The sequence below is a fragment of the Actinocorallia aurantiaca genome (assembly GCF_039533685.1).
Lineage (GTDB): Bacteria > Actinomycetota > Actinomycetes > Streptosporangiales > Streptosporangiaceae > Actinocorallia > Actinocorallia aurantiaca.
In genome coordinates, this window is the sequence record NZ_BAAATZ010000006.1 from 77,348 (window position 1) to 93,193 (window position 15,846).

Genomic DNA, 15,846 nt, shown 5'->3' on the forward strand with positions numbered 1-15,846 from the left:
GCGGCCGCCGGCGCCTGACGCCGTCGCCTTCGACGGCCACCCGCCCGTCCTCTGCCAGCCCGCCTTGAGGCAAAGGACGGGCGGGCCCGGTGCGGGGTCAGTCCTTGCGCCCGGTCGCGGCCACGGTGACACCGAGACCGATCATCGTGAGCCCGCCGACCCCGCCGACCAGGGAGAGCCGCCGCGGAGAGCGGGCGAACCAGTCCCGCGCGCTCGCCGCGGCCAGACCCCACACGCTGTCGGAGACGACCGCGATCGCGTTGAAGACCAGTCCGAGCACCAGCATCTGCACCACCACATGCCCCTGCGCACGATCCACGAACTGAGGCAGCACGGCGGCGAAGAACACGATGGTCTTGGGGTTGCTCACGCCGACCGCGAACCCCTCCCAGAAGGTGCGCAGACCACCGCGCGCCCCCGTGCCGTCCGCGAATACGGCTTGCGACGAGCCGCGTTCCCGCCACGCCTTGACGCCCAGGTACACGAGGTAGGCGGCCCCCGCCCACTTCAGCACCGTGAAGGCGAGGACCGAACGTTCCACGACCTGCCCGACGCCGAGCGCCGCGGCCACGACGAGCACGTACGCGCCGAGCGTGTTCCCCACCACCGTGGTCAGCGCGGCCCGGCGCCCCTGCGCCAGCGCCCTCCCGACCACGAACAGCACACTGGGACCGGGGATCATGATCAGCAGGAACGACATGGCCGCGAAGGCGAGCAATCGATCAGTGGACACCATGGAGGCCATGCAAGCACGGACGAAGCCTGCCCTTCCAGCCGATTTCCCGTCAGGCTCCTCCTACGCCGGGGCCCTCGGCAGCGCGCCCCTCAGCCCCCTGCGTCGGCACATCGAACAACAGAACCGGATCGGTCATCGAGGACGGTAGACGTCGGCGCGGTGGTCGAGGCGAACGACGTGGACCACACCGGCCTTCTCATCGATCCGGTAGACCACGCGGTAAGGGCCCCGGCGCGCGGAGTGGTACCCGTCCAACTCACGGGCGAGAGGTTTACCCACTCGGTGCGGGTTCTCCAGCAGCGGGCCGGTGAGAAACTCGGTGACGGCAGCGGCCACCTCGAACGGCAGGCCCTTGGGCGGGCCCTCGACCAGCGCACGGCGGGCCGAAGGCGCCAGAGACAGGGTGTAGGCGTCCTCGCTCACCCGGCAGACCGCTCAGCCCGCTCCCGCTCGGCCATCAGCCGCCGCAGTTCCTGAGCATCGATCGCCTCGCCACGGGCGATCTCGGCTTCCGCCGCATCGATCTCCTGAAGCACCCCAGGAGTCGACAGCAGATCCAGCGTCTCCTCCAGTGCCTCCAGATCGGACACCGACATGATCACCGCCTCCGGACGACCGTTGCGCGTGATCACCACTCGCTCGTGGGTGTCCCGGACATCGTCGAGCACCGCGGACAATCTTGCCTTGGCATCAGCCAATGGAATCGTCGTCATGACCAGAATTATAGTCACCAGAGCTCGTGTTGAGTAGTCGCTCGCGACGACCTGGAGCATGAGTTCGCTTGATCGCCCAAGGATTCGGCCCGCCCTCATGCACAACGGCGCACACGCCGGGGCGTGCCGTCGGGCGCGACCGGGTCAGTCGAAGCCCCGGTGGATGCCGTCGGGTCCTGCCGAGTCGGCGAAGTCGGAGAAATCCATGTTGGCGAGGTCCAGGTTGACCTGGACCTCGACGAGGACGTCGGCCGTGAAGCGCATCGGGCGGCCCGGCTCGTCGCGCAGGTCGAGACCGAGGAGCTCGTGGCCTCCGGTGGCCAGGGCCCGGGTGTCCGCGACGACCAGCATCCTCGGCAGAGACCCGCCGGGCAGGCGGCCCATCAGCTCCTCGGCGGTCAGCCCGGAGAACTCGGGATCATCGACGACCTCGACGTCTGCGACCGAGCCGTACCATTCGCGCTCGATGGCCCTCATGAGCGACGCCCACCCGTCGGCGTCGGTGAAATCGGTGCGGACCAGTTTGATCGACTTCCCGCCGGGAAGCGGCCTGCCCTGCGCCCACACCTCGACCCGCACGGCCTCCGACCTGCACGCGGCGTACCGCCCGTCCGTCTGCTTGTAGCTTGCGCTCCATTCCCCCGTCTCGACGGTGAGGACCCCGACCCTGAACCGCCCGTCGCCGTCGATCGCATCAACGATCCGGTATTCCGGGCCTCCGCCGACGTCGAACTCGACCCGCACCATCCCGGCTCCGACAGCCGAGCCTCCGGCCGTGACCCGCCCGCTGACCGTCAGGACGTCACCGCGCCTTGCCACACCCGGCTCCACCTCGAACTCATCGAACCCGGTGGGAATCGCCTCAGCCATGGCGGCACGCTATCCCCAGGGCCTGACAAGAGCTCGGCGGGAGCAGTACCTGCGGGACTAGGGTGGTTCTCCATCACCGACCGGAAGCCGGCCGGTCTTTGAAATGCCCGCCACTGAGGATGAGATTTCGATCATGCGCTGGTCTCAGATGCATATCCCGACCCTGCGGACGGATCCGGCGGACGCGGACGCGCCGAGCCACCGGCTTCTGCTGCGTGCGGGCTATGTCCGCCGGCTCATGGCCGGTCACTACTCGCTGCTGCCGCTGGCGGTGCGGGTACGGGCGAAGGTGATCGAGGTCATCCGCCAGGAGATGACGAGGATCGGCGCCCAGGAGTTCCTGCTGCCCGCAATGCATCCCCGTGAGCTCTGGGAGCGTACGGGCCGGTGGGAGGTCATGGGCGAGGAGATGTTCCGCCTGAAGGACCGCAAGGGCTCCGACATCGCCCTGGGCATGACCCACGAGGAGGTCTTCGGGACGCTCGCGACCGAGCTGAACTCCTACAAGCAGCTGCCGCAGATGTGGTACCAGTTCCAGACGAAGTTCCGGGACGAGCCTCGCCCCAAGGCCGGGCTGATGCGGACCCGCGAGTTCACCATGAAGGACTCCTACAGCTTCGACCTCGCCGCCGAGGGCCTGGACGCGGCGTTCGACCTCAACCACGACGCGTATGTGCGCGTCTTCGAACGGCTGGGCATCCCCGCGATCCCGGTCGAGGCGTCCAGCGGCAGCATGGGAGGCTCGGCCTCCACGGAGTTCATGTGCCCGGCCGACGTCGGCGAGGACCTCGTCGTTCACTGCCCCTCTTGCGGTTATGCCGCCAACATCGAGAAGGCCACCTCTCAGCTGGCCGAGGTGGCGGACGGGCCCGGCCTGGACGGCCCCGAGCGGTTCGACACGCCGGGGGTGCGCACCATCGAGGACCTGGCCGACGGCTTCGACGCCCCGGGTGAGCGGCAGGTCAAGACACTCGTCCACGTCCTGGACGACGTCCTCACCCTGGTACTGCTGCGGGGCGACCACCCGTTGAACGAGCAGAAGCTCGCCGACGCCACCGGAGCCAGGACACTGCGGCCGGCCCTGCCCGAGGAGATTCGGCAGGCACTCGGCGCGTTGCCCGGAAGCCTCGGCGCGGTCGGTGTCACCGGCCTGCCCGTCATCGCCGATCATGCTCTGCGGGGCCGTCGTGACATGTTCACCGGCGCGAACACCGACGGGGTCCATCTCCGCGGCGTGGACGTCGATCGTGACATCGCCCCCACCGCCTGGGCGGATCTGCGCGAGGCCGTCGCGGGAGAGCCCTGCGTCCGGTGCGGGCAGCCGCTGGAGGTGCAGAGGACCGTCGAAGTCGGCCACATCTTCAAACTCGGCTACAAGTACGCCGACGCGCTGGGGATCGAGGTCCTCGACGCGAACGGCGAACGCGCCCGAGTGATCATGGGCTGCTACGGCATCGGTGTCGAGCGCGCCATGGCCGCGATCATCGAGTGCCACCACGACGACAGGGGCATCATCTGGCCGCTGTCGGTGGCGCCGTTCCACGTCGCGGTCGTCGTCGCCCAGTCCGACGACGCCGACACCGCCAAGGCGGGCGAGGACCTCTACGCCCGGCTCACCGCGGCGGGTGTGGAGACCATCATCGACGACCGGCTCGAACGCGCCGGAGTGAAGTTCCGTGACGCGGAGCTCGTCGGCATCCCGTTGCGCGTCACCGTCGGCAAACGCGGCCTCGCCGAGGGCACCGCCGAACTCACCACTCGCGAAACCGGCGAGACGGTCAAGATCGCCGTCACCGACATGGTCGACCACGTGGTGAAGCTCCTCAAGCACGCCGACGCCTGACCCTGCCCGCCCATCCGGGGAAAGCCCTCCTGGAGAAGCCTTCGCGGGCGCGGCCCGAAGGACTTCGTGACGCTACGTGCCCGGGTCTCGTGAGGGGCCCAAGGCGCACGGCTCGCGCTCGGTGACCTGCCGGACGTCGACGGCCAGGTTCGGTGGCCGGCGTGAGCCGATCGTCTGCGGGCTCCCGAACGGAACCGTCGAGCGTCAGGCGGAGCTGCACGGGAATCAGCCCAGATCCAGGGCGCCGGCCTTCACCTCGGCGAGAAACCGCGCCCACTGCGCCTCGTCCACCCTCAGGAACGGCTCACCAGGCGACTTGCTGTCACGAATGGCGATCGCTGTTCGATGAAATGCGACCTCGACGCATTCGCCGTTTCCGCTGCTACGGCTGCTCTTACGCCATACGGCCCGGGAGAAGTCAACGGGGTGCTCGGTCTCGGCCATCCCGTATCTCCTTCGTCACAGGGCCTACGCAAACTCCTGAGCCGCCGCGCGGAACAGCCGTTGCGATTCACCCGGAGCCAACGCCGACGCTCTCAAGTGGTCGAACGTCAGTCTATAGGCGGCTACGTCTGTCGTCGCCTCGATAAACAGCGCACTTGTGCCCGTATCGATGTACACCACGTCCGGATCCGGAGATTCAAAACCGAGAATGACGAATGACGAAGCCATAGCGGCGTGCGCTCCCACGCTGAAGGGGAGCACCTGGAGTTGGATCCCAGGGCGTTCAGCGATCTCCGCGAGTCGATCGAGCTGGGCCCTCATCACCTGAGGACCGCCGACCATACGACGGACGGCCGCTTCGTCCAGCACCGCCCACAGGCTCATCGGACGCTTCCCTTCGAGCACGGCTTGACGATCCATGCGCACGGCGACCCGGCGGTCGATCGCGGCATCGTTGTCATCCGGTCTCGTGGCCCGTATGACAGCTCGGGCGTAGTCCTCGGTCTGGACGATGCCGGGGATGAGCTGCTGCTGGTAAGTCCGCATCGATCGGGCCTCGGTCTCCAGGCCGATATACGAGCTGTACTCAGAGGGCAGGACGTCGCCGTACACCTGCCACCAACCCCTCTGCCGAGCCTCCCTGGCCAGGGTCATCAGCGTTTCCCGAGCTCCGTCCGCGACCTCGTAGACGTCCAAGAGCCCCCGTAGGTCGGCTGGGCGGATGCGGCGGTCTCCGTTCTCCCATCTGCCGAGCGTGCTGGGGTTCCACTCGTTGCCCGCCAAAGTGGCCACCTGCTCGATGGTCAGATTGCGCTCTTCGCGCAGACGGCGCAGCTCGCGCGCCAAGCGCTTACTACGAACAGTCGGACTTGGCCTGACAGACATCCCACTCCTCAGATTTTGGCAGCTTGCCATTGGAGACTTGCCAATGGCAGCTGGACACATCATGCTGACAGCAGGTTGTCACGGATGGACAGCTCTAAGTGACCGATGACGCCAAAGAACATCACACTCGGCGTATTGCAAAGTGATCACTGAGAGCCGCCGCGCGACCGGGATTCGGATTCCCAGCCTGGCCCGGCCGCGCGGCTTCACCCCTCAGGAGGGACATGACGAAGATACTGCGAACGAGCCCACCGGGGCCTGGAGACGAGCTGCGGATGCCGATGTCGGCTTCCCCGGCCTGCGTCGGGCTCGCCTGGAGCCTGGTCGAACAGCGGCTGATCACGTGGCGGCTGGACGAAGACGCCCGGTACGACGCCCATCTGGTCCTGGCGGAGCTCGTCGCCAACGCCGTCTCGGTCACACCCGCCGGACGGAGCATCACCGTTCACTGCCGGCGAGACGAGGACGGCGTGACGATCGGGGTCGCCGACCCCTGTCCCGGGCTTCCCCGAGCTCCGGCTCCGCTCGTCGAACCGGACCTCGACGACCTGGATCTCGACGAGGAGAACTTCGACGACAACGGCGGCTGGGGACTGAGCATCGTCACGGCGCTGTCCGCCGCCTGCGGGGTCACCCCGCTGGCCTCGGGCGGCAAAGTGGTCTGGGCCCGGCTCAAAACCTGACCGACCGTGGCCGCCCTTCCGAGGAGCCGCCCCCTGACGAAAGTCGGGGGCGGCAGTGCGCTCATCTCCTCTGATCCAGACGAGCGAGCCTCGTCCGCCCGTCCACCGATTTCGTGGTTCGAGCAGGGGCGGGAAAGCCGGTCCCGGTGGTCCGGAGCCGACCGATATGACGGCCTGGGCGAGTTACCGAACCTTCCCGTCCGGAGCGAGGAAGGACGCCAGGGCGGCGGCGCTGCGCTCATCTCTTCTGACCCGGACGAGCGAGCCTCGTCCGCTGCACGCCGTCGCTCGCCGTGGTTCGAGCAGGGGGCGGGAAAGCCGATCCCAGTGGTCCGGAGCCGACCGATATGACGGCCTGGGCGAGTTACCGAGCCTTCCCGTCCGGAGCGAGGAAGGACGTCAGGGCGGCGGCGGTTTCTCGCGGGGCCTCGATCTGGGGGTAGTGGCCGACGTCGTCCAGGGCGGTGATCTCCGCGTTCGGGAAGCGTGAGCGGATGCGGTCGAGCATGTGGTCGCCGCTGACGGGATCCCGGCGGCCCCAAATGAAGGCGTAGGGGATGCGGGCCTGTTCGAAGGCGGTCACCCAGCGGTCGTAGTGCTCTTGGCGCTCGCGGATGTAGTCCAGGAGAAGATGAAGATTGCGCAGGCCGTCGTGGCGGGCAGCCGCGTCGGCGAGGTCGGCGACGATCTCGTCGGGGACGGGGCGGTGCAGGATCGAGCGCAGGGTGTCGGCGACCATGGCGGGGGTCGCCAGCGCGGCGAGTTCGGCTCCGTCCGGGCCGGCGAGGGCGGCCTGGCCGGGAGTGGGGCGGTGCAGGTCGGGGTAGACGCCGCCGTTGAGCCAGGCGATCCGGTCGGAGGGAACGCCGCGGGCGAGCAGCTCCTGCGCGACGCTGACCGCGTAGTCGTGGACGACCAGGGCGCCTCCCGCCGGGAACGCGAGGGCGGCCCACACCTCCTGGACGAGATCGGCCTGCTCGACGAGCCGGTAGGGATGTCCGGCGGGCTTGTCGCTGTCGCCGAAGCCGAGGAAGTCGATGCTGAGCACGCGGTGGGTCCCTGTCAGAGCCCCCAGCACGGGCGCCCAGTCGTGGCTGCTGCTCGGGAAACCGTGCAGGAGCGTGACCGGCGGAGCTTCATCGGGTCCGTCGATCCGGACGAAGACCTCGTGCCCGAGGCGGGTCAGCCGGATCCTTCGTCCGCCGTCGCGCCACTCATCGGGTGACGGCCAGCCTTCGTCAGCAGATGTCATGATCTGGACTCTATACAGCCCCGCCTTCCGCGAACGAAGGTCACGGGACGGACATCCTGACGGTCCGGGAGGTCTGCGCATCCGCCTACCAGACCTGGACGAAGTCGCTCGCCAACCGCCTCATCCGCCTCATCCGCCTCGGCCGTGACGAGGGCCGTCCGCGTTCCAGGCTCCCGTCGTCGCATCGCTTCCCGGACGGCGCCGTCCGCCGTACCAGGGCCCGTCCCTGACGAAAGTCGGGGATCGTCGCTGCCTTCCGGTACAGGTGCCGGGCACCTCCTGATCCTTAGGTTTCCCGGAGAAACGGAGGCACAATGATCACTTTGCGGAATCTGACCAAACGCTACGGCGAGCTGACCGCCGTCGACGGGCTGGACCTGGAGGTTCAACCCGGGAAGGTCACCGGGTTCCTCGGGCCGAACGGGGCCGGGAAGAGCACCACCATGCGCATGGTCGTCGGTCTCGATCTTCCGACGAAGGGGCAGGCGCTCGTCGGCGGGCGGCGGTATGCCGACCTGCGGTGGCCGTTGCGGGAGGTCGGGGCGCTGCTGGACGCCAAGGCCGTGCATCCCGGCAGGAGCGTGAAAGCCCATCTGCTGGCGTTGGCGCGGAGCAACCGGATCCCGGCGCGGCGGGTGGACGAGGTGCTCGAGACCGTCGGTATGGGCAAGGTCGCGAAGCGGCGGGCCGGGGGGCTGTCGCTGGGGATGAGCCAGCGGTTCGGGATCGCCGCCGCGCTGCTGGGGGATCCGCCCGTCCTGCTCTTCGACGAGCCCGTCAACGGGCTCGACCCGGACGGGGTGCGGTGGGTGCGGCAGCTCATGCGGTCGCTGGCCGCCGAAGGGCGGACGATCTTCCTCTCCAGCCATCTGATGAGCGAGATGCAGCTGACCGCCGACCAGCTCGTCGTGATCGGGCGGGGGCGGCTCATCACCGACGTCCCGATGCGGGAGCTGATCTCCGGCGGGAGCTCCGTCTCCGTGGTCTGCCCGGACGCGGCGGGGCTGGCGGCGCTCGAGGCGCGGCTGCCCGCGGCGAGGGCCGTCTCCCTGAACGAACTGCTCGTACCCGGTGCGACGCCCCAGCAGGTCGGGGACCTGGCGTACGAGCTGGGGATCCGGCTGCACGCGCTGCGGGAGAACGAGGTGTCCCTGGAGCAGAAGTACATGGAACTGACCGAGCACGCCGTCGAATACGGAGCGACCCGATGATGCTCGAACTGCGCGCGGCGGTCGCCGCCGAGTGGACGAAGCTGTGGTCGGTCCGCTCCACCTGGGGGACCCTCGCCGCCTCGGCCGTCCTCATGATGATGGTGAGCGCCCAGCTGGGCATCGCCCACGAGAACAACAACACCAACGAGATCACCACGGACGACTTCGGCGTGACCACGGCGGGGGCGATCGCGATCGAGTCGTTCGAGATGCTGCAGTTCGTGCTGTTCACCGCGGCGATCCTCATGGTCACCGGCGAGTACGCCAGCCGCAGCATCGGCTGGACGCTGCAGGCCGTGCCCGTCCGGGGGCGGGTCCTGGCGGCGAAGGCACTGGTGATCGCGCCCGTCATGTTCGTCGCGGGGACCGCGATGTGCCTGCTCGGCGCGCTCGCCGCCAAGCCGCTGCTGGGTGACTGGGGCACCCTTGACGGCCTGGCGTACGACGCGTTCGCGATGGGCGTCTACTCGGCGGCGGGTGGCGTCCTCACCGTCGGGCTGGCCCTCGTCCTGCGCAGCACCGCGACGACCCTCACCGCGATGTTCGTCCTGCTCATGCTGCTGCCCGTCCTGCTCAGCGCGGCCGGCAGCCCGGCCGCCGACGCCTTCCCGAGTATCGCGGGCGACCACTTCATGAGCGGCGACACCGGCGAGTACCCGGTGCTCGTCGCACTGCTCATCGTCCTGGCCTGGACGACGGCCGCCGTCCTGGCGGGGCTTCGGTCCCTCGGGACCCGCGACGCCTAGAAGCCCGCGACGGAGCACGTTCGCCGGGCGGCGTCCCGCTGCCCGCGTCCCGGTTTCCGGGGACACGATCCCGGAAACCGGGGAAATTGTCCCGAGAACCGGGGCGATTTTCCGCTGACACGGGACTCGGCACCCTGACAGACCTCTTCCACCCTTCATTAGCCTTTCCCCATCCGAAGAAAGGGGAAGAAACAATGACCACAGGGAAAAGAGTCCGACGCTCGTCCGCCCTCCGCGTGGTACTTCTCTTCGCCATGCTCGCCGGTGCTCTGACGGCCTTCTCCTCCGTCGGCACACCGGCCTTCGCCTCCTCCTACAGCATCATGTTGAAGAATCACGCCACCGGAGACTGCCTCACCCGCTCCGAGAAGAGCACTGTCACGAGCGTGTACGCCCTGCCCTGCAGCGACAGCCCCAACCAGAGATGGATCGTCGAGCAGTGCACCACGCTCTTCTGCGGCACCGTGCGGATCGTCAACGCCGTCGACCAGAGATGCGTGACCGGAGCGGGCCCGGAACACAAAACCTTCATCGGCTTGTACCAGTGCTCGTCCATCGGGTCCAGGGACGTCTGGCTGCCTTATTCATCCTCCGAGAAGGATGCTTTCTTGTTCATGAGCTCCTTCTACAGCAAACAGTGCCTGGAACAATCCGGCACGAACACCTTCCTTGTTCCCTGCACCGCCTCGGACAGCCAGTTCTGGGAGATCGCCCACCCTTAGAGCATCACCCGACGCCCCGCGACGGGCGGCCTAGACCAGGCCCGCCTCGTGGGCGGTGATCGCGGCGCGGACGCGGTTGGACGCCTCCAGGCGGACGAGGATCGAGCTGACGTGCATCTTCACGGTGCCCTCGACCAGGTGGAGGCGCCGCGCGATCTCGGCGTTCGACAGGCCTTCGCCGAGCAGCGCCAGCACCTCGCGTTCCCGGGGGGTCAGCTTCTCCACCCGTTCGCGGGCGGCGGCCCCCCGGGACAGGCGTTCCCCCGCCAGCTCCCCCACGACCCGGCGCGCGACGCTCGGCGCCAGGCAGACGCCGCCCTCGGCGACGGCGTGGATCCCTGCCAGGAGTTCCTTCGGGTCGCCGGTCTTCAGCAGGAAGCCGTCCGCGCCGTCGGCGAGGGCGCGGGCGATGTAGGCGTCCTCGGAGAACGTCGTCAGCATCACCACGGCGGTGCCGGGCGCGACGCGGCGCAGCTCGGCGACGGTCTCCAGGCCGTCCATCCGGGGCATGCGGATGTCGAGGAGTACCACGTCAGGGCGGTGCTCCAGAGTCCGTGTGATCGCCTCGTGCCCGTCGGACGCCTCCGCGACGACCTCGAGCTCCGGATCCACGGACAGGACGGCGCGGACACCGGCCCGGATCAGCGGTTCGTCGTCGGCGAGCAGTACCCGGATCAACCGTTTCCTCCATGCAGGATCTCTTTCGAGGTGAGCCGTCCGTCGGTGAAGCAGAGCCGGTAGACGTCGCCGCCGCCCAGCGTCCGGGCTTCCACCAGGTAGTGCCGGCAGCCGGGACGCTTCTCGTCCGCCTTGACGGCCTTCTCCCGGCGCGGCAGAAGCGGGGCGAGTTCGTCCAGTGTCTGTCCGATCTGCGCGCTCCGGTAGGCGTCCGGCGGCAGCACGGAACCGTAGGTCACGTATGCCTGGTATCCGGCCATGATCGCGATGAGGAGCGCGACGAGCCCGGCCGGGACGACCACCGCCGTCGCCAGTCCCTGCCGTACCCGGCGCCGCCTCGACGCGAGGTGGGCAGCGGACTCCGAGAGTTCCGGCCGTTCCGTGGCGGCCGCCGCGTCGTGCGGCAGCCGCGCCCGCACCGCGAATCCGCCGTCTTCCGTGGGGGCCGCTTCGAAAGCGCCGCCGATCAGCTCCACCCGCGCCCGCAACTGGGTCAGCCCAAGACGTCCCCCTGCCGCACCCGGCAGCGGCCCGGCCGGCGGGCGCTCGTTGACGACCTCGACGACGGTCTCGTCGGCTTCCCCCGCCACCCGGACGCGGACCGCCGCGCCCGGCGCGTGCTTCATCGCGTTGGTGAGCGCCTCCTGGACGATCCGATGCGCCGCCAGGTCGACCGGCAGCGGCACGGGTCCGCCCGTCTCCTCCAGTTCCACGGCCATTCCGGAGTCCCTGGCCCGCTCGGCCAGGTCGGCGACCGTCTCTCCCGCGGGCCGGGTCCGCGCGGCCTCCGGCGCCTCCCGCAACACCCCGATGATCTCCTGGAGCCGTTCGGTGGCCGAGGCCGTGCCCTCCCGCAGTTCACGGGCCGACGCCCGGTGGCGCTCCGGCAGGTCCGGCGCCACCTCCAGCGCCGCGGCGCGCAGCGCGAGAAGGCTCAGCTCGTGGCCGAGCACGTCGTGCATGTCCTCGGCGATCCGTGAGCGCTCCCTCAGCCGTTCCCGCTCCCCGATGATCCGCTGCTCGCGCTCCAGCTGCTCGGCCCGCTGCCATCCGGCGGCGACCAGTTCGATGTACTGCCGCCAGGACCGTCCCACCAGCCACGGCAGCACGCCCAGAAGCACCAGCCAGACCGTCAGCGGAAGCCAGACGGCCACCTCGGTGCCCCGGACGGCGTTCAGCAGAATCCCGCCGACGAACACCGCGGCGAGCGCCCACACCACGGGCCAGACCCGCTCCATCCGCCGCCCCGCCAGATAGGCGAAGACCGGCGCCCCGAACACGAAGTTCCCGTGCACCACCGTCAGCGACAGCCCGATCAGCAGCGCCGCCGCCGGGAACCGCCGCGAGATCCCGACCGCCGCCCCCAGCCCGACGAGCCCGGCCGCCTGCATCCGGTCTTCCTCCGTCAGCGAGGGTGCCATCGTGAAGACGATGGGCGCGGCGAGCAGCGCGAACAGCGCCACGTCCTGAAGCGCCCGCCGCCTGTCCATCATTCCGGTCAAACTACCCGCCTTCGGGGCGCTCTTCAGCGGAACAGGAAGCGGGTGAGGACGGTGCGCAGGGTGCGCAGTTCCAGTTGCGGGTCGAAGTCCTCGTCGCCGCAGCGCAGGTAGAGGCCGTCGATGATGGAGCTGACCCACTGGGCCGCGTGGGCGGCGGGCAGGCTCGGATCGGCGGCGCCCTGCCGCTGGAGGCGGGTGATGAGTTCGGCGAGGCGGCCGAGGGCCGCCTGCTCGGACGCCACCAGGGTCTCGGCGAGCTCCTGGTCCAGGTGGAGTCTGCCGAGCACCGCGATGATCAGGCCTCCGGCCGCGGGCTCCGTGACGTCCTTCGCCAGCAGGTCGACGATCGTCCAGAACGCGGCGGCCGGATCGGTGGTGTCGAGGTTCTCGAGCTCCGCGAGGAGGAGTTCGTGGTCCTCCTGGAAGAGGGCCCGGAAGATCGCGGCCTTGTCGGGGAAGTAGTGGAAGAGGGTTCCGGAGCCCACCGAGGCGGCCTTGCAGATCTCGGACACGGTCGCGGACTCGAAGCCCTTCGCCGCGAAGACGCCCGCGGCGGCGTCGAGGATGTGCCGGCGGCGTGCCGCGTGCCTGGCCGGGTCAACCGTTCGCATCACCCCAACTCTAACCCCCGTCCCGCCTGCCCCGTTCCTCCCGGCTCCGGGCCGAAGCCTCCTCCGGAACACGCTCCGGGACGTCCTCGGGGGCATCCTCCCGCGAGTCCTCCCGCGGGTCCTCCCGCCGAGTGCCCTCTCCCGACGCCGCGCCGTCCCGTTCGAAGCGCCGCTCCCGCTCCTGGCGCTTGCGGCGGCGTTCGACCTCCCGCAGCCCGACGCCCAGGGCGATCAGCAGCGGGGTGACGAACTTGAGCCAGCCGAAGTCCCAGTCGGGCAGCCACGACAACAGGTCGATGTCCGGCAGCGTCCAGTCGTCGGGCCAGATCCGGCGGATCCAGTGGCCCGGGTTCAGGTACCGCAGCCAGTCCGGCGGGTTGACGTCCGGCGGGTTCCAGTCCGGCAGGTCCGGCAGCCAGGACCAGTCGATGCTCGGCAGCAGCTTCCCGAAGAGCGCCGACAGCAGGGCGCTGATCCCCAGGAAGCCGACCACGATCGCGAGGCCCTCGAGCGCGACGTGCCGCATCGCGTAGAGGTTCGGGTGCTTCTCCCGCAGCTCGTACTGCTTGCGGGCCCGCGTCCCCTCCGGTGGCACGAACGGCGTCTTGAGGGAGCGTTTCCGCTTGTCCTCAGTTCCCTCGCGGGTGTCCACCAGATCGCACGCCCGCACCCGGCCGCTCCACAGGAATCCCACCTTCACCTGCTGCTTGACGGCCTTGCCGTCCTCGTCCGCCTCCCCCAGGTCGAACTTGGCGTCCTCCAGCACCCCGACCGCCTTCTCCTCCGCGGCCTCCCCGTCCACCAGCAGACGGGCGTGCTGCTTCCCGTCCGCCTCCCATGCCTCCACCACCAGCTCACGCCCGCGGTCCCGCAACGCGTAGACCGCCACCCGCTCATTATTGGAATGCACACTCCAATAATAACCGCCGATCCTCAGAACCGCTCATCCCATTTTTTCGGGGCAAGATGGATGTATGAGCAACCCCGACCGCTGGAAGTCCCTCCCCGAGCCGGTCCGACTGGAGGACACCACCGCCTCCCAGCCCGTCCTGGAGCACACCGAGCCCCTCCCCGACCAGAAGGAGCTCGACCGCGAGTGGGTCGTCAAGTGGTACGGCTGACCCGCGGGACGGCCGAACAGAATCTGTACAGGTAGCTGTATAGTTTTCCCATGGCCATTCTGAAGGACGCCAGGGAAGTCACGGTCACCGAAGCGACACGTCGTGGTGTCGCGGGCTTGGTGGCTGATGCCGAACAGGGCGCGGATCTGGTGGTGACCCGCCGCCACCACCCCGTCGCCGCGGTGGTGAGCATGCGTCGGCTCGCCGAACTCGAGCAGGCCGAAGCCGATATCCGGGATTTGGCATTGGTCCTTGCCAGGGCGGCGACCGACAGCGGCCGCCGCACGTCGCTCGACGACGTCATTGCCGCGTTCGGGCACACTGAGGAGTCACTGACCGCGATTCCCGAGGACGAATAGCGGGATGGCCGAGGTCGTCTTCACCGATGACGCCCTGGAAGACCTGCGGCGTCTTGGACCCGACATCGTCCCCAAAGTGTTGAAGAAGGTCAGGATCCTCCGAGAGAACCCGGCTGCCGGGTACCCCCTGGGAGGAGAACTGAGCGGCTTCCGCAAGCTGGTGGTGGGCAGGAACACCTGGCGTATCGTCTATCGGATCAAGGATGACGCGTCCGTGGAAATCTGTGAGGTCTGGGCCGTGGGAGCACGGGCGGACTCGCAGGTGTACGCCGCGGCGCTCACACGGGTCAAGGCGGCGGGCCAGGATCGTCCCGAGGCCGCCGGACTGGTCAGATTGGCCGAGGTGATCGAACAGATCGGCTCGCGCGCCGACTACTCCGAGACCGAGGATCGACCGTTCCGCGAGCCTGTACCGGATTGGCTCGCGGAACGGCTGATCTACACGGTCGGGCTGGCCCATGAGGAAGTGGCCGTTCTCGATCTGCGCCAAGCAGTCGACCTATGGACCGAATTCGTCTCCAAACCACGCCCGTTCGAGTAGAGCCGTTAGTCAGATCCAGGTGCAGGTGAGGGTCACCGCAGCGTTACCGCCGCCTTCACGTGTGCGCCGAGGCTGACCGTTCCAAGTACTTCGACGGTGTCGCCGTCGCGGGTGGCGGTGAAGGTGAGTGTGTCGCCGGCGTAGGCGGGGGCGCCCAGGCGGACCTTGACGGAGGCGAGGGCCGCGTCGGGTTCGTTCTCCAGGACGTAGCGCTGGACCAGGCCCATCGTGGTGAGGATGTTGAGGAAGATGTCCTGGGAGCCCTGGGCGCGGGCCAACGCGACGTCGTGGTGGACGGGGGTGAAGTCGCGGGTCGCGATGGCCGTGGAGATGACGAACGTGGGGGTCAGGGGCAGGGCCAGCGGCGGCCAGTCGCTGCGGGGGACGGGCACGGACGCCGGAGCCGGGCGGAGAAAGTCCGGCGAGGGTTCGGGTGAAGGCTGCGCGGGGCGGAACTTCAGGACGCGGAAGAGCATCTCGGCGATGCGCTCTTCACCGGAGTACCAGCTCTCGTACCAGGTGACGAAATAGCCCTCGCCCATCGCGGTCTTCTTGGGACCGGTCACATCACCGAAGCGCATCGTCGCGCGCAGGCGCTCCCCGAGGCGTGCGGGACGGTCGTAGGAGTGCTCGCAGTCGGTGCCGAGCACACCCGTGTAGCCGCCGTCGTCGAGCATCCGCAGGACCTCCGCGGCCGCCGTCCCGTTCTTGGCGGCGCCCAGGCCCTGCATGGACCACACCTGCGCCATGGCGGGCGGGGCCTCGTCGCCCCAGTCGCGGGTGTCGCCGAGCGCCTGCGTCCAGTTGCGGATCATGGCGGCGTTGACCTCGTCCGGGGGCTCGGGCGCGGGCCGCTCGCCCAGGGAGGCGAGCCGTTCGGCCGTCCGTACCAGTTTCTCGTGCACGACGTCCTTCCTAACCCGAGTGCC

The 15,846-nt window shown here is 69.0% G+C and carries 20 protein-coding genes; 8 read left to right on the forward strand and 12 right to left on the reverse strand.

Features of this window, described 5'->3' with window-relative positions; genetic code table 11:
- Positions 1-97: 97 nt before the first annotated feature.
- The 4 genes from ABD327_RS07180 to ABD327_RS07195 all read right to left on the reverse strand — a co-directional run bounded on the left by ABD327_RS07180 (position 98) and on the right by ABD327_RS07195 (position 2,319).
- Entirely contained in the window at positions 98-736 is a 639-nt protein-coding gene (locus tag ABD327_RS07180; protein WP_344449411.1) for a LysE family translocator, read from the reverse strand.
- A 132-nt stretch (positions 737-868) separates the two neighbouring features.
- Complete coding sequence (locus ABD327_RS07185) at positions 869-1,159, reverse strand: type II toxin-antitoxin system RelE family toxin (protein WP_344449412.1); 291 nt, start codon at positions 1,157-1,159, stop codon at positions 869-871.
- Complete coding sequence (locus ABD327_RS07190; RefSeq protein ID WP_344449413.1) at positions 1,156-1,449, reverse strand: type II toxin-antitoxin system Phd/YefM family antitoxin; 294 nt, start codon at positions 1,447-1,449, stop codon at positions 1,156-1,158. The genes ABD327_RS07185 and ABD327_RS07190 overlap by 4 nt, the downstream gene beginning before the upstream one ends.
- A gap of 144 nt (positions 1,450-1,593) precedes the next feature.
- Positions 1,594-2,319, reverse strand: coding sequence for a DUF6924 domain-containing protein (locus ABD327_RS07195; RefSeq protein ID WP_344449414.1), 726 nt, complete (start codon positions 2,317-2,319; stop codon positions 1,594-1,596).
- Between the two features lie 133 nt (positions 2,320-2,452).
- Here ABD327_RS07195 and ABD327_RS07200 point away from each other — a divergent pair, with 133 nt between their 5' ends.
- Positions 2,453-4,162: a proline--tRNA ligase gene (locus tag ABD327_RS07200; protein ID WP_344449415.1), complete on the forward strand. Its 1,710-nt coding sequence runs from the start codon at positions 2,453-2,455 to the stop codon at positions 4,160-4,162.
- A 225-nt stretch (positions 4,163-4,387) separates the two neighbouring features.
- Here ABD327_RS07200 and ABD327_RS07205 read toward each other — a convergent pair whose 3' ends face one another.
- Positions 4,388-4,606, reverse strand: a complete 219-nt coding sequence (locus ABD327_RS07205) for a DUF397 domain-containing protein (protein ID WP_344449416.1) — start codon at positions 4,604-4,606, stop codon at positions 4,388-4,390.
- 24 nt (positions 4,607-4,630) lie between these two features.
- Positions 4,631-5,452 (reverse strand): helix-turn-helix domain-containing protein, encoded by an 822-nt coding sequence (locus tag ABD327_RS07210; protein WP_344449417.1) that lies wholly within the window; start codon positions 5,450-5,452, stop codon positions 4,631-4,633.
- Between the two features lie 263 nt (positions 5,453-5,715).
- Here ABD327_RS07210 and ABD327_RS07215 point away from each other — a divergent pair, with 263 nt between their 5' ends.
- On the forward strand, positions 5,716-6,174 hold the full coding sequence (locus ABD327_RS07215) for an ATP-binding protein (RefSeq protein WP_344449418.1): 459 nt from the start codon (positions 5,716-5,718) through the stop codon (positions 6,172-6,174).
- A gap of 364 nt (positions 6,175-6,538) precedes the next feature.
- Here the strand turns inward: ABD327_RS07215 and ABD327_RS07220 are convergent, their stop codons facing one another.
- Entirely contained in the window at positions 6,539-7,426 is an 888-nt protein-coding gene (locus tag ABD327_RS07220; RefSeq protein ID WP_344449419.1) for an alpha/beta fold hydrolase, read from the reverse strand.
- A gap of 314 nt (positions 7,427-7,740) precedes the next feature.
- Here ABD327_RS07220 and ABD327_RS07225 point away from each other — a divergent pair, with 314 nt between their 5' ends.
- The 3 genes from ABD327_RS07225 (at position 7,741) to ABD327_RS07235 (ending at position 10,105) form a co-directional block, all read left to right on the forward strand.
- Positions 7,741-8,637, forward strand: coding sequence for an ABC transporter ATP-binding protein (locus ABD327_RS07225; protein WP_344449420.1), 897 nt, complete (start codon positions 7,741-7,743; stop codon positions 8,635-8,637).
- Positions 8,634-9,383, forward strand: coding sequence for a hypothetical protein (locus ABD327_RS07230; protein WP_344449421.1), 750 nt, complete (start codon positions 8,634-8,636; stop codon positions 9,381-9,383). Before ABD327_RS07225 ends, ABD327_RS07230 begins: the two co-directional genes overlap by 4 nt.
- Before the next feature lie 194 nt (positions 9,384-9,577).
- Positions 9,578-10,105 (forward strand): RICIN domain-containing protein, encoded by a 528-nt coding sequence (locus ABD327_RS07235; protein WP_344449422.1) that lies wholly within the window; start codon positions 9,578-9,580, stop codon positions 10,103-10,105.
- A gap of 30 nt (positions 10,106-10,135) precedes the next feature.
- On the opposite strand, the gene ABD327_RS07240 is transcribed toward ABD327_RS07235, so the two are convergent.
- Genes ABD327_RS07240 through ABD327_RS07255 form a run of 4 tightly spaced genes read right to left on the reverse strand, consistent with a single transcriptional unit; the run spans position 10,136 to position 13,806 of the window.
- The gene (locus ABD327_RS07240; RefSeq protein ID WP_344449423.1) at positions 10,136-10,783 is read right to left on the reverse strand and encodes a response regulator; all 648 of its coding nucleotides are present in this window, start codon (positions 10,781-10,783) and stop codon (positions 10,136-10,138) included.
- On the reverse strand, positions 10,780-12,276 hold the full coding sequence (locus ABD327_RS07245) for a sensor histidine kinase (RefSeq protein WP_344449424.1): 1,497 nt from the start codon (positions 12,274-12,276) through the stop codon (positions 10,780-10,782). The genes ABD327_RS07240 and ABD327_RS07245 overlap by 4 nt, the downstream gene beginning before the upstream one ends.
- Before the next feature lie 32 nt (positions 12,277-12,308).
- Positions 12,309-12,896 (reverse strand): TetR/AcrR family transcriptional regulator, encoded by a 588-nt coding sequence (locus tag ABD327_RS07250; RefSeq protein ID WP_344449425.1) that lies wholly within the window; start codon positions 12,894-12,896, stop codon positions 12,309-12,311.
- 10 nt (positions 12,897-12,906) lie between these two features.
- Positions 12,907-13,806 carry a hypothetical protein gene (locus ABD327_RS07255; RefSeq protein WP_344449426.1) on the reverse strand — a complete coding sequence of 300 codons (900 nt, stop codon included), beginning with the start codon at positions 13,804-13,806 and terminating at the stop codon, positions 12,907-12,909.
- A gap of 64 nt (positions 13,807-13,870) precedes the next feature.
- Here ABD327_RS07255 and ABD327_RS07260 point away from each other — a divergent pair, with 64 nt between their 5' ends.
- Genes ABD327_RS07260 through ABD327_RS07270 form a run of 3 tightly spaced genes read left to right on the forward strand, consistent with a single transcriptional unit; the run spans position 13,871 to position 14,917 of the window.
- Entirely contained in the window at positions 13,871-14,017 is a 147-nt protein-coding gene (locus tag ABD327_RS07260; RefSeq protein ID WP_344449427.1) for a hypothetical protein, read from the forward strand.
- A gap of 50 nt (positions 14,018-14,067) precedes the next feature.
- The gene (locus tag ABD327_RS07265) at positions 14,068-14,376 is read left to right on the forward strand and encodes a prevent-host-death family protein (protein WP_344449428.1); all 309 of its coding nucleotides are present in this window, start codon (positions 14,068-14,070) and stop codon (positions 14,374-14,376) included.
- Between the two features lie 4 nt (positions 14,377-14,380).
- Positions 14,381-14,917 (forward strand): type II toxin-antitoxin system RelE family toxin, encoded by a 537-nt coding sequence (locus ABD327_RS07270; protein WP_344449429.1) that lies wholly within the window; start codon positions 14,381-14,383, stop codon positions 14,915-14,917.
- Positions 14,918-14,949: 32 nt separating this feature from the next.
- Here the strand turns inward: ABD327_RS07270 and ABD327_RS07275 are convergent, their stop codons facing one another.
- Positions 14,950-15,822 carry a MaoC/PaaZ C-terminal domain-containing protein gene (locus ABD327_RS07275; protein WP_344449430.1) on the reverse strand — a complete coding sequence of 291 codons (873 nt, stop codon included), beginning with the start codon at positions 15,820-15,822 and terminating at the stop codon, positions 14,950-14,952.
- Positions 15,823-15,846: the final 24 nt, after the last annotated feature.